We start from the raw sequence: 13109 nt of genomic DNA, 5'->3' as shown, positions 1-13109 counted from the left end.
TTCGGATTAATGTCGGGTAATGCTTCGTTTAACTGACTTACAGCGCTAATACACCAACAGGTAATTAAAGAAATGAACAAAAAACACGTGCTCTTACTAATTAGTATCTCGCTTTTATTCTTAATTTTTGATTTAGGAAAGGGGCTCTTTTATGGCCATATTGGTGTAGGTAGTTCTAGAAGCTACCTCAACACTTTTCAATATTGGTCGAGCTATACAAAGGCTAATGAAGGAAATGTAGAATCTATCAAAAAGCTCAGAATGTACTATGAATTTTGGAAAAATGATATTCAAGAGAGAAATAAATGGCTTGCTTTATGTGCTGAATTAGGCGACCCCGATTGCCTATATTCATTGGGTGCGTATCATGTTAGATTTGAAGATAATTGGCAGAAAGGGGCTCCCCTAATTAGGGAGGCAGCAAATCTAAATTATCTACCAGCTCAAAAGTTTATTAAACATCACCCTGAGAAATTCAATAACTACGATCATAAGTCGGATTAATTTGTCGGGTGGCGCTTCGCTTAACCGACCTACGCCACTACAGAAAGTACAGAAAAATGAGCGATTAGTACGGGAATTTGTAAACGCCTGAAATATTAACAAAAAAATTTAACAAAATACGACTCTTTAGCTCTTCACTTCATCATGTTAAACCGCATAATAGTAGCTACCTTTTGTGTTTAACAAAAAATATTAAATTTATATTAGGTATAAACAAGGAGAGTTAAGTGCTTATCAGCGTTTTAAAATATTTATTTTTATTAGCTGTTACATCCATCTTGTTGATCATTTTCTACGTACTTGTTTCTCACGGCCGTACATCGGATTAATTTGCCGGGTGGCGCTTCACTTAACAGACTTACGCCACTACAGAAGGTACAGAAAAATGAGCGATTATTATGGGAATTTGTAAACGCCTGAAATATTATCAAAAAAATTTAACAAAATACTAATCTTTAGCTCTTCACTTCATCATGTTAAACCGCATAATAGTAGCTACCTTTTGTGTTCAACAAAAAAATATTAAATTTATATTAGGTATAAACAAGGAGAGTTAAGTGCTTATCAACGTTTTAAAATATTTATTTTTATTAGCTGTTACATCCATCTTGTTAATCATTTTCTACGTACTTGTTTCTCAGAAAATGTTTGATCCAGATATTGTGCCCGAGCATTACGGTAAAGTGCATGCTGAGCTTTTTACTGAAAAAGGTAAAAAGCAACCTTTATTGGTTTACTTTGGTGGGAGTGAGGGCGGTAACAGTATGACTAAAGAGCATAATATTGCCGAGCGGGAACAATACATTAACAGTGGATATGCAATGCTTGCAATCGGCTATTTTGGAATGAAAGGTATCCCTAAAGACTTAGATAGGATTTCGCTTAACGCAATTCATGACGAAATAAAACGTGCACAAAACGATGATAGTATTGATGCTAGTTGTGTGGCGGTAATTGGTGGCTCTAAAGGTGCCGAGCTAGCACTTGTGCTTGCATCTAAATATTCAGACATTAATGCAGTAGTATCTTTAGCTGGAAGTCATGTTTCATTTAATGCTATTTCGATTGCCTCTGACGGCAGAACGGCCTCTTTTCAATATAATGATTCACCCATTCCGTTTATCACCATTCCTTATAAGGCGCTGCCTCATTTCTTCACTGGTAATTTTAGAAAAGGATTTGAAATAGCAATGGAAGATAAGAAGGCGTTAAAAGCAGCTGAAATAGCGGTAGAAAATATTAATGGTCCGATATTACTCATTTCTGGCGAAAAAGATCATGTTTGGCCTTCTGCTGAAATGTCTAATGAAGTAACGCGTCGACTTAAAAATAAAGAGTTTCAACATCCTTATCAACACATAATAGTGCCAAATGGTAATCACTTTCAGCCTCAAAGCGACTATCACGCACAAGTTATTGAGTTTTTAGATAAAAACTTTAAGCCAACCTGTGAAAATGTTCCCTCGACATTTATTTAACACATCACTGTAAGGCTGTAGACCGATTGATTTGTTGAGTGGTGTGTCACTTCCCCTAACTGCATCGATATTTGTATGCGGTTTAGGGAGAAGCCGTGGGGCTTCCACTCATAATCTATCTTAATGTCGTAATAATCCCCTAGTTATGAAAATTAAAATGCTGTACCTAATATTAGGTAACTCTCTGAAATGTTTTGTATATTTCTTGCGCAAATAAACTTTATATACCACGCTTATTTTCGTGTCATAAGTTTGTCATAGTTTGAATTCATTTGTTGCTCAATTGGTGTGCATGTTGTACGTGACAACAGGCAGGGAAATTTATGTCACTAATTTCATACAAAAAACAAAACCAAAAAACATAACAATAAAATAAATGAAGCGAAGGAAGTTCGATGAAAATAATAAAAACACTCGCCCTGTTTGGGGTTGCAGTATCACTTCTATTATCTACAAGCGTGTTTGCTAAAGTTCATTCAGGTATTGAAGTTACGCTTAAACCACACCATCAAACATTAGGCAATGATCAAAATATCTATGTTGATGTGAAAGTTAAAAACCGTACAGGCGGCAGCGTAAAAGTACTTAAATGGTTTTTGCCGGATGACATGGGCGAAATTGAAGATGACTTATTCAAAGTGACTTTAAATGGCAAGCCTGTTGATTATCTTGGTCGTCATTATAAGCGCCCAGCGCCTACTGATGGTGATTATGTGATCTTCAAAAAGAATGAAATGCGCCATTACCGTGTGGAGCTTTCAGGCGTGTATGATTTTACTGAGCAAGGGCAGTACGAAGTGGTATTAAATGTACGCAGCTATAACTTGTTTTCGCCTTCTATGGCTATTCAAAAAGCTGATTCAAACACTGCATTTACACAGCTAAAATCAAATAGTGCGGTAACAATTTATGTTGATAAAATGCGCACTGCAAAACGTTGCAACCCTAGAAAAGAAGATTGTAGCGGTGGTGGCGGTACAGATGATGTATCGTTTACTGGTGCATGTAGTAACTCTGAGCAAAACTCAATTATGAGCGCACTTTCTAGCGCGAAAACGATGGCGAACGATTCGGTTAGTTATTTAAATGGTTCGGCAGGACCACGTTATGATACTTGGTTTGGCAGCTACTCATCATCACGCTGGAACACAGTAGCAAGTAATTTTGATGCGGTTAAAGACGCGTTAGACAATAAACCTAAAACATTTGATTGCAGCTGTAATCAAAGCTACTACGCATACGTTTATCCTAGCCAGCCGTACAAAGTGTACCTTTGTCGTGCATTTTGGAATGCGCCAACCACGGGCACAGACTCAAAGGCAGGCACTATTATTCACGAGCTCAGCCACTTTAACGTAGTTGCGGGTACGGATGATATTGTTTACGGTCAAACAGGAGCGCAAAATTTAGCGAACTCAAACCCTAACCAAGCAGTTCAAAACGCAGATAGCCACGAATATTTTGCTGAGAACACGCCTTATCAGAATTAATGTAGGTAACTTAGAATGATATATGAGCCATTAACTGAATGGCTCATATTTTTGAGAGTAGTAGTTTGGAGAATAATTACATCGTAACAAACTCTTCTGCTGACGTAGGATGGATCGCAACGGTGCTATCTAAGTCTGCTTTTGTCGCTCCCATTTTTAGTGCTACTGAAAATCCTTGAATAATCTCGTCCATGGTAAAACCGATGCCGTGAATACCCACAACTTTTTCTTCTTCTCCAATGCAAACTAACTTCATTCGGGTTGGTTGGCGGTGTTGAGTCATGGCTTGGTACATAGCAGTAAATTGCGACTTGTAGACTTTTACGTTTTCTTCGCCGTATTCCTGCTTGGCTTCTTCTTCAGTTAAACCCACTGTGCCAATAGGCGGGTGGCTGAATACCACGGTAGCAATGTTGTTATAGTCTAAATGCTCATCAGGTTTATTATTAAATAATCGTTCTGATAATCTGCGGCCAGCTGCTACAGCTACAGGAGTAAGTTGTGCACGGCCTGTGTTGTCGCCAACTGCGTAAACATTATCCACGCGGGTGTTTTGGTACTTATCGGTAGGAATGTAGCCATCGTCATCTAATTTAATGCCTACATTTTCTAGTTGAAGATTGTCGGTGGCTGGTTCGCGGCCTATTGCCCATACTACGCAGTCTACCGGGCCAATGCTTTTACCTTCTTCAAGGTGAATAGTAATTGAACCGTCTGGATGTTTTTCAAGTGATTGTGGTGTGCTGTGTGTATGAAGTGTAGGGCCGTCTTGCTCCATAACTTCAACTAAGGTGTCAGACAGCATGTCATCAAAGCCGCGTAATGGCTTGTGTTTGCGCACCGCGAGATGGGTTTCTGTGCCTAGGGCATGAAATACTCCCGCAAGTTCAACCGCAATATAGCCTGCGCCAATCACCGCTGTACGTTTCGGCTGCTCTTCTAATTCAAAAAAGCCGTCTGAATCGATACCATGTTCCGCGCCTGGAATGTTGGGGATAATAGGCCTGCCACCGGTTGCAATTAAAATGTGATCCGCTGTGTAGGTCTTACCATCAACATCAATGGTGTTTTTATCAATAAATTTGGCGAAACCGTTAATGACATCGACGCCGTTTTTATCTAATACATTGTCGTAGGATTTATGAATTCGATCAATGTATGCTTCACGGCTTTCTACTAAAGTCCGCCAGTTAAAGTTGTTTTGGGTTAAGTCAAAGCCATAATCAGGCGCATATTTCACCGCGTCGGCTATTTGCCCTGCAAACCACATGGCCTTTTTAGGCACGCAACCAACGTTTACGCAGGTGCCACCTAAATGGCGAGCTTCAACAATAGCGCATTTTTTGCCATAGCGGCTTGCGCGATTTGCAGAGGCAATTCCTCCGCTTCCTCCACCAATGGCGATGTAATCGTAATGTGTTGTCATTAAAAGCTCCTGCAACGAATAGTTGGTTTAATCATCGGCCATGTTTTAGCGGTAACTTCGCCAAACACTTAGATTCAATATATTGGTAAATAGGTAAGGGCAGTACGCCCTAAATTAAAGGTTAACATGGTACTTGCGTTAAAAAGATTAACGTCCTTCTATTGATTCTGCTAATAATGACCCTTATCTAACCTTTAAACTTGCAAAAATAATGAGTAAATAACGCAATGAATAATCCTTTATTGGCTTTGGCCGCTGATCCTCATGCACTTCCCGACTTTTCAAACATTCAACCCGCGCACGTAAAACCGGCGGTAGAAAGCGCAATTCAAGGATGTAAAGACACCATCAAGCACATACTGACGAGTAATACACAGTTTACGTGGCAAAATCTTGTGCTTGCATTAGAAGAAAAAGATGATGAGCTAGAGCGATTATGGGCACCGGTATCGCATTTAAACTCGGTTATGAACAGCCAAGAGTTACGTGATGCGTATGAGTCGTGCCTGCCGCTAATCTCTGAATATGGTACCTTTGTTGGTCAACATGAAGGGTTATGTAACGCATACCAGCAATTAAAAGACAGCGCGGAATATACAACGCTTGCAGACGAGCAAAAGAAAGTAATTGATGATGCATTGCGTGATTTTCGTTTATCGGGTATTGATTTACCTGATGACAAAAAACAGCGCTATGGCGAAATTGTAATGAAGTTGTCTGAGCTTGGCTCAACCTTCAGTAACAATGTGCTAGATGCAACCTTAGGTTGGACAAAGCATATTACTGACGAAGCTGCGTTATCTGGTTTACCTGATTCCGCTATTGCCGCAGCAAAGCACGCAGCAGAAGCAAAAGAATTAGATGGCTGGTTATTTACGCTGGAGTTTCCAAGCTATTTGCCAGTGATGAGCTACAGTGACAACCGTGAACTACGTGAAGAAATGTACCGCGCGTTTTGTACGCGTGCTTCTGATCAAGGGCCTAACGCGGGTAAGTGGGACAACAGCGCGATTATGCAAGAAACCATGGCGCTGCGTCACGAGCTTGCTAATTTATTGGGCTTCAGTGACTACAGCGAACAGTCGCTGGCAACGAAAATGGCTGAATCACCAGAACAAGTACTTCAGTTTTTGAATGACTTAGCAACAAAATCTAAAGCACAAGGTGAAGCGGAATTAAAAGAAATTCACGATTTTGCTAAACAAAATCATGATATGAGCGACTTAAAAGCGTGGGATTTAGGTTATTACGCTGAAAAACTAAAGCAAGATAAATACGCTATTTCAGATGAAGAGTTACGCCCTTATTTTCCAGAGCAACGAGTAATAAGTGGCTTATTTGAAACGGTACAACGCTTATTTGGTATTACCATTAAGCAAAGAAGCGGCGTAGATGTTTGGCATGAGTCAGTGCGTTTTTACGATATTTTTGACGAGTCAAACGAATTGCGCGGTAGCTTTTATTTTGACTTATATGCGCGTGAAAACAAACGCGGTGGTGCATGGATGGACGACTGTGTGAGCCGTCGTCGTAACTTACATGGCGATTTACAAAAGCCCGTCGCATTTTTAACCTGTAACTTTAATAAGCCAATTGGTGGCAAACCTGCGTTATTCACCCACGATGAAGTGATCACGCTATTTCACGAGTTTGGTCATGGTATTCATCACATGCTAACTAAAGTTGAAGCGGGGGCTGTATCTGGGATTAATGGTGTACCGTGGGACGCGGTAGAGTTACCAAGTCAATTCTTAGAAAATTGGTGCTGGGAACCTGAAGCACTTGCTTTTATTTCAGGCCATTATGAAACCAACGAACCACTACCAGAAGAAATGCTCAATAAAATGTTGGCGGCGAAAAACTTTCAAGCAGCAATGGGCATGTTGAGACAGTTAGAATTCTCTATTTTTGATTTTAGAATTCATCGTGAATACAACGCAGAAAAAGGCATAGACATTCAAGCCACGCTTGATGATGTTAGGGCTGACGTAGCAGTGATAAAAGTGCCTGACTTTAATCGTTTTCAGCATAGCTTTGGCCATATTTTTGCTGGTGGTTATAGCGCAGGTTATTACAGCTACAAGTGGGCGGAAGTGTTATCAGCAGACGCATACTCTAAGTTTGAAGAAGACGGTATCTTTAATAAAGAAACGGGCAGAGCTTTTTTACACAACATTTTAGAAAAAGGCGGTGCCTACGAGCCAATGGAACTATTCACTGCATTTAGGGGTCGTGAACCGCAAATTGATGCGCTGTTACGCCATAGTGGGATTGAAGCCGCGTAACGTTAAAGTTAATAGGCATTAATGAAAGTCGCTATTAATTAGCGACTTTCAGTTTTACATCTTAAATAGGGTAGATGGGTAAGTGTGCTTACTTTGATATATGCCATTAAAGATGAAAAACAGGCTTAAGTAACTGAATCTGCATTTACACTTGCTTCGTATATAAGCTCAAGTTTAATAAACTAAAACTCAATAAAGTTTACGGCTAAACCAGAATGAAAACAGAATCCTTTGACGCAATTTATCATCGTGCTTTAGAGCGAAAGGGCTCTGATAAAATGTTGATGACGCTTATCGGCCCAACTAAAGATCAAAAAAGCTATTTAAATAAAACTGATAGTCAGTTTTTAGAAGAGTTTACTAAAAAAGTATTTCAATCAGGCTTTGTGTGGCGAGTGGTGGAACAAAAATGGGACGGCTTCCGAGAAGTATTTTTTGACTTTGATATTGAAAAAGTATTGCTCATGCCACCCGATATGGTTGAGCGTAAAGCGCAAGACGAACGTATTATTCGTAACTATAAAAAAGTACAAACCATTCAAGAAAACGCATTAATGATCAATAGCGCAAAACAAACTCATGGTGGTTTTGCGCAATTAGTTGAAGCGCTCGCCAATGAAAATGTAATAACGCTATGGCAATATTTAAAAAAGCATGGCGCAAGGTTAGGTGGAAACACAGGCCCATACGCACTTCGCGCATTAGGTGTAGATACCTTTTTGCTTACCAGAGATATTGAAGGTTACATGCGCGCACAACAAGTGATTGATGGTGGGTTAACTTCGAAAAAAAGTCTTCAAGCCATCCAAGCCTATTACGACCGACTTCAGGCAGAAAGCGGCTGGAGTTACCAAGCATTAAACAGACTCATTGCCTATAGCTTTGGTGATAATGTGGTTGGGATACAGTAAGCTTTTGACCACACTTTTTTCAACTCACTCAGTTTTTAACAATAGGCTTTAATAATGCCCCTTAAAATTCGTACTGCATTTCCTGAATTGCAAACTCAAGCTGCACTGATTATAAAAAAGTGGGGGCTGGATGAGTTAGAAGTGGGGCCATTTGAGTTGTATTTAGGGGAACAAGGCTTACAGTTATTAAAGACAGATGAGCCCAAACTTGGTCCTGTATATGTTGACTTTGTTACTGGTGCAGCGGCGCATCGCCGCAAATATGGTGGCGGTAAAGGCCAAGCCATTGCAAAAGCAGTAGGATTAAATAAAGGGGTTACCCCAAGTATTTTAGATGGCACCGCAGGCTTAGGAAGAGACGCATTTGTATTTGCCAGTTTAGGTTGCAAAGTTACCATGATTGAACGAAATCCGATAGTTGCAGCGCTACTAGATGATGGTTTAAATAGAGCCTATATGGATGCAGAAATTGGTGAGTGGATGCAGCAGAATATGACGCTAATATCCGCATCTAGCATTGAGTTATTACAGGAAATACATGAGCAGCCTGATGTAGTGTACCTCGACCCTATGTATCCGCATCCTGAAAAAGCCAACAAAAAAAGTGCAGTTAAATCGGCGTTAATCAAAAAAGAAATGCGCGTATTTCAATCACTGGTTGGTTCGGATTTAGACGCTGACGCATTGTTAGCGCCAGCGTTAAAATTAGCGAAAAAGCGTGTAGTAGTAAAACGGCCAGACTATGCAGACTGGCTAGATAATCAAAAGCCAACAATGGCGATTGAAACCAAGAAAAACCGTTTTGACGTATATGTTAATGCGGCAATGACAGACTAATATGTAATAAACACTCTAACCAAGGGAACATCATGATATATAAAGGCGACAAACTTCCAAGCGTAACCTTTCAGCATAAAAACGGCAGCGACATGAATAACCTAACCACTGAGGATGTATTTGCAGGTAAAAAAGTAGTGTTATTTGCTGTTCCGGGCGCATTCACACCAACGTGCTCTGAGTCTCACTTACCTGGCTTTGTAGCAAGCGCAGATAAAATTAAAGAAAAAGGCATTGATGAAATTATATGTACATCAGTTAACGACGCGTTTGTGTTAGACGCGTGGGGAAAAGCGTTAAACGCAGAGCATATAATGATGATAGCTGATGGTGCTGCAGACTTTGCAAAAGCATTAGGGTTAGACGCAGACACCGGCAGTTTTGGTGGCATTCGCTCTCGCCGCTACTCTATGCTAGTTGATGATGGCATTGTTAAAGAGTTAAATATTGAAGAGCCTAAGCAATTTGAAGTAAGCGATGCTGAGACTATGCTCAAGCAAATAGGTTAATTAACTAATCCCTATCTTCCAACCTAGTATAAAGATGAGTCGCGTAAAAGCGGCTCATTTTTTAAATGATTGATTCATAGACTTAAAATCAGCCTAGCCATTTTTAGCTGCTTCTCGCCTTATCCAACTAATCACTAATACATGGTAACGCTTTTCACTCGACCTATAAAAGCGTGTACAATGCCGCCAGTTTAGCCTGAGCACAGGCTGATTATTTGATTAAATAAATGCATAGATTTAGGTAATAAGCGCATGGCAAACAAAAAAGTGGATGTATTAGTAATTGGCGCTGGCGCAGCAGGGTTAATGTGTGGTGCTGTAGCAGCTGCAAGAGGCCGCCAAGTTGAAGTTATCGACCATGCCAAAAAAGTAGGGCGTAAAATACTGATGTCTGGTGGCGGTCGTTGTAACTTCACCAATATGTACGCAGGCCCAGAAAACTTCTTATCAAATAATCCGCATTTTTGTAAATCTGCCCTAAGCCGCTATACACAGTGGGACTTTATTGCACTGGTCGACAAATATCAAATTCCTTACCACGAAAAAACACTTGGCCAGTTATTTTGCGACGATTCCGCTAAAGACATTGTTAACTTATTAGTCAGTGAATGCGAACAAGCAGGCGCCACCATCACGTTGCGCACAGAGGTTATTTCAATAGAACAAACTGAGCAAGACGGGGCGCGTTACCTAGTAAAAACAGATAACCACGATTACGAATGCGAAAGTTTAGTGATCGCAACCGGTGGCCTTTCAATGCCAAAAATTGGCGCGTCACCATTTGGTTATAAAGTCGCACAACAGTTTGGTCTTGAAGTACTGCCAACACGCGCCGCACTGGTGCCATTAACGTTGCACGATAAAGACAAAGAGCAATTAGCCGCATTATCTGGCATCGCTGTAGACATCACCGCAGAAGCAAACGACACCAGCTTTAAAGAAGCCATGTTATTTACCCACCGCGGCATCAGCGGCCCTGCAATCCTCCAGATTTCTAGCTATTGGCAACCCGGCGACGACTTAACCATCAACTTAAGTCCAGAGCAAGACGTATTAGCCTTATTGACCCAAGTAAGAGAGAAGCACCCCGAACAAGAACTAAAAACTTGCTTGGCAAAGCGTTTTCCAAAACGATTTGTAGAAACATTTCTTGCATATCAACAAATACCAAACGCGCCGCTAAAAGTGTTAAACGAAAAGCAATTATCAACCATCGCTGAACAGCTGCATCAGTGGCAATTAAAGCCAAACGGAACGGAAGGGTACCGAACGGCGGAAGTAACCATTGGCGGCGTTAATACCGATCAACTCTCGTCAAAAACCATGGAAGCCAAACAAGCTAAAGGCTTGTACTTTATTGGTGAAGTAGTAGATGTAACCGGTTGGCTAGGAGGCTTCAATTTTCAATGGGCCTGGAGCAGCGGCTGGGCAGCAGGGCAGGTGGTTTGATTATTGAATAATAGCCAGCCTGCCCAATTTTATACCAACGGAATGAACAGCCTCAAGGTGTAAGCCTTTTTACATCAACAATCCATGGCTCTAAACGCTTGCCCCAGTGAACATCGGCGGTATAGCGGGGAGCCGTGCTATTGGTGCTATGTTTACTTTTAAGGCGATCAAAGTGGCTAGCAAATTTTGATGGCACCATAATTTTTCTTACTGATAAGTGTTTGAGTTGTAACTGATAGTGTTTATCTCTTTCATCAAAGTGAGGTTGAGCTAAGCCTTTTACGATGACTATATTGTTTTTATTAGCGTACTTGGAAGATAGCGCCTCATAATGTGCCGCGGCTTCAATAAAAAATAGCCGACTATTCATTGTTTTTTCATTATTTAATGCTTTGCGTGAACGTTGCTTTTGGTTGTTATTTTCTTTATTTGGTAGTTTTTCGTAGTTGCTCAAAGCACGTTGATAGCTTGCTTCAGCTTTTTTTATTTCAGCTTGATGTAACGCACCATCAAACTCAAAAGCCCAATATAGTTCCTTTGATTCAATCCAGTTATTGTTGAGCACGTCTTCAGGGGTGAACCCCAGCGCTAGTAGTACATCTTTCGATATCTTTATATCTCTTGAGTTGTAAGTGTAATAAGGGTTATGACCGTCATACTGACTCGTTTTACTAGGCGCTCGCCAATGAATAGAGAGAGACAAACCTGAATTCTCTTTTTGGCTGCCAATGTTATAAGGTAAAGCTAGCTCTCGTTCAGTTAGTGTTAATTGTGCTGTTGGTTCATCCATTCGATTATAGGCAACACCGCTTAGCACCGCTAAATTGGTGCCAATAAGAATGGTTAAACCAATGAATAAATACTTTTTCATTGTGCGACTCCCTCGCTGACATTGCTTTGGCGAATGCGTTTAAAGATGGTTAAGGCTAACAGTGCAGATAAGCCTAAGAGGAAAAAGAAAATGTATTTAGGCATCCATTCCCACCACCAGTCAAAGAGTTTTGTGTAAAGAAACAGAACGAAAAAAACATTGCCAGTGTTAACCACCTCGTTCCAGTGGCGCTTTATTCCTAGCCAAATGGCAGAGGCAGAAAGAGCAAAACCAATAACTTGGTAAGCGCCCTCAATCATGTGCGTAGGCCAACTTAAGTAACTTATTTTGCCCCAATTAGCGAGTATCAAGATCGGTAGGAATAGCATTATCATTGCTGTTACTCGATAAATAACGTCAAAACCAGTAAAACGCTTATGATTAATAAATTGAGGTAATAAGAAGATGATAAGACCTGGTATAAAAAAGTGTTCAGGCTTTTCACCAAAGCTTATCCAATAAATACCGCTCCATGTGCCAATTTTCATTGCAATAAAGCTACTTATGCAGGCAATGGCAAAAAAGAGTAATAACCGTGCATTACACGCATAAGCAAGTAAGAATCCAAAAGCAGCCCACACTGCAAAAGCATTGGGTGATGGAGTTATGTTGAATACTTGCCCTAACATGGAAAGGTTTAACACAAAGCAAGACAAGCTTACCAATGCGGCTATTTTTGAGAAGTAGGCGCTATGCTGTTTTTGTGCAAGATAAAAAGATAAAACAAATAATAAGACAGGTGCAAGCACCAAAATAGTAACTTGAACAGGAGTATTTAGGTAACCCCAAAATTGGTAAAACAAGAAAAAGATGCTGGCGGCCATTGCCAATGCGCCAAATAAAGAGGCAATCTTCATCCCTAAGGTTAGTTGTTTGGACTTAGCATTCGTATCAACGTCGTAGTTAGCTGATAGCGTTTGTAATAACCGAGCGTGATAACCTTGAACCTTGTTTGTTTGCTCGGTGGAAATGGTTAGCACCCCTTCATTTTCAAGTGTTGTCATTTCTTGCTGAAAGGCATGAATTTGATCAACGCGGCGTTGCGCATCTGCTTGAGATAACGATCTTTCTTCCATGTGAATGTTCTTCTTGGTGAGCTTCATTGGCTTGTATATTAATAAAAACACGTAAAATTTAATATCAACTATTTGCTTTATCTCATTAAACTGATTATCATGCGCCCGCTTAATTAACCATCAACTAACTGTAAAGGAGTAAAAATCATGACATATACATCAAAATCCTTTGCAGGTCTTGTCCGCTAAGTAGCAGAAAGCTATCAATAATCTTTAGCTTTCTAGTAAAGCTACGCCCTGGTCACCACGCGTGTAAAAAGACCTGCCAATACG

General features: G+C 40.5%; 11 protein-coding genes. 8 read left to right on the top strand and 3 right to left on the bottom strand.

Features of this window, described 5'->3' with window-relative positions; translation table 11 throughout:
* The first annotated feature begins 72 nt into the window (after positions 1-72).
* The 3 genes from HUU81_RS14595 (at position 73) to HUU81_RS14585 (ending at position 3472) form a co-directional block, all read left to right on the top strand.
* Complete coding sequence (locus HUU81_RS14595) at positions 73-504, top strand: SEL1-like repeat protein (protein ID WP_199609656.1); 432 nt, start codon at positions 73-75, stop codon at positions 502-504.
* 557 nt (positions 505-1061) lie between these two features.
* Complete coding sequence (locus HUU81_RS14590; RefSeq protein WP_199609655.1) at positions 1062-1982, top strand: acyl-CoA thioester hydrolase/BAAT C-terminal domain-containing protein; 921 nt, start codon at positions 1062-1064, stop codon at positions 1980-1982.
* Between the two features lie 395 nt (positions 1983-2377).
* The gene (locus HUU81_RS14585; protein ID WP_199609654.1) at positions 2378-3472 is read left to right on the top strand and encodes a M35 family metallo-endopeptidase; all 1095 of its coding nucleotides are present in this window, start codon (positions 2378-2380) and stop codon (positions 3470-3472) included.
* Positions 3473-3548: 76 nt separating this feature from the next.
* Here the strand turns inward: HUU81_RS14585 and gorA are convergent, their stop codons facing one another.
* Entirely contained in the window at positions 3549-4898 is a 1350-nt protein-coding gene (gene gorA, locus HUU81_RS14580; RefSeq protein WP_199609653.1) for a glutathione-disulfide reductase, read from the bottom strand.
* Between the two features lie 227 nt (positions 4899-5125).
* Here gorA and prlC point away from each other — a divergent pair, with 227 nt between their 5' ends.
* From prlC to HUU81_RS14555, 5 genes are all read left to right on the top strand, one after another.
* Positions 5126-7183: an oligopeptidase A gene (gene prlC, locus HUU81_RS14575; RefSeq protein ID WP_199609652.1), complete on the top strand. Its 2058-nt coding sequence runs from the start codon at positions 5126-5128 to the stop codon at positions 7181-7183.
* A gap of 215 nt (positions 7184-7398) precedes the next feature.
* Positions 7399-8094 (top strand): DNA-3-methyladenine glycosylase I, encoded by a 696-nt coding sequence (locus HUU81_RS14570; RefSeq protein WP_199609651.1) that lies wholly within the window; start codon positions 7399-7401, stop codon positions 8092-8094.
* A gap of 54 nt (positions 8095-8148) precedes the next feature.
* Positions 8149-8931, top strand: a complete 783-nt coding sequence (locus HUU81_RS14565; RefSeq protein ID WP_199609650.1) for a class I SAM-dependent methyltransferase — start codon at positions 8149-8151, stop codon at positions 8929-8931.
* A 32-nt stretch (positions 8932-8963) separates the two neighbouring features.
* Entirely contained in the window at positions 8964-9440 is a 477-nt protein-coding gene (locus HUU81_RS14560; RefSeq protein WP_199609649.1) for a peroxiredoxin, read from the top strand.
* A gap of 252 nt (positions 9441-9692) precedes the next feature.
* Complete coding sequence (locus HUU81_RS14555; protein ID WP_199609648.1) at positions 9693-10889, top strand: BaiN/RdsA family NAD(P)/FAD-dependent oxidoreductase; 1197 nt, start codon at positions 9693-9695, stop codon at positions 10887-10889.
* A gap of 52 nt (positions 10890-10941) precedes the next feature.
* Here HUU81_RS14555 and HUU81_RS14550 read toward each other — a convergent pair whose 3' ends face one another.
* Positions 10942-11760, bottom strand: a complete 819-nt coding sequence (locus tag HUU81_RS14550) for a DUF4824 family protein (protein ID WP_199609647.1) — start codon at positions 11758-11760, stop codon at positions 10942-10944.
* Positions 11757-12836, bottom strand: a complete 1080-nt coding sequence (locus HUU81_RS14545; RefSeq protein WP_199609646.1) for a DUF2157 domain-containing protein — start codon at positions 12834-12836, stop codon at positions 11757-11759. The genes HUU81_RS14550 and HUU81_RS14545 overlap by 4 nt, the downstream gene beginning before the upstream one ends.
* Positions 12837-13109 lie beyond the last annotated feature (273 nt).

It is taken from the genome of Flocculibacter collagenilyticus (genome assembly GCF_016469335.1).
GTDB classification, from domain to species: Bacteria; Pseudomonadota; Gammaproteobacteria; order Enterobacterales; family Alteromonadaceae; genus Flocculibacter; species Flocculibacter collagenilyticus.
Note: the sequence above shows the minus strand (reverse complement) of the source record. Positions and strands in the feature narration are given on the sequence as shown.

Bases quoted from the DNA above. Each gene is read 5' to 3' on its own strand.
- HUU81_RS14595 (WP_199609656.1), top strand. From the start codon at position 73: ATGAACAAAAAACACGTGCTCTTACTAATTAGTATCTCGCTTTTATTC.
- HUU81_RS14585 (WP_199609654.1), top strand. From the start codon at position 2,378: ATGAAAATAATAAAAACACTCGCCCTGTTTGGGGTTGCAGTATCACTT.
- gorA (WP_199609653.1), bottom strand. From the start codon at position 4,898: ATGACAACACATTACGATTACATCGCCATTGGTGGAGGAAGCGGAGGA.
- prlC (WP_199609652.1), top strand. From the start codon at position 5,126: ATGAATAATCCTTTATTGGCTTTGGCCGCTGATCCTCATGCACTTCCC.
- HUU81_RS14570 (WP_199609651.1), top strand. From the start codon at position 7,399: ATGAAAACAGAATCCTTTGACGCAATTTATCATCGTGCTTTAGAGCGA.
- HUU81_RS14565 (WP_199609650.1), top strand. From the start codon at position 8,149: ATGCCCCTTAAAATTCGTACTGCATTTCCTGAATTGCAAACTCAAGCT.
- HUU81_RS14560 (WP_199609649.1), top strand. From the start codon at position 8,964: ATGATATATAAAGGCGACAAACTTCCAAGCGTAACCTTTCAGCATAAA.
- HUU81_RS14555 (WP_199609648.1), top strand. From the start codon at position 9,693: ATGGCAAACAAAAAAGTGGATGTATTAGTAATTGGCGCTGGCGCAGCA.
- HUU81_RS14550 (WP_199609647.1), bottom strand. From the start codon at position 11,760: ATGAAAAAGTATTTATTCATTGGTTTAACCATTCTTATTGGCACCAAT.
- HUU81_RS14545 (WP_199609646.1), bottom strand. From the start codon at position 12,836: ATGGAAGAAAGATCGTTATCTCAAGCAGATGCGCAACGCCGCGTTGAT.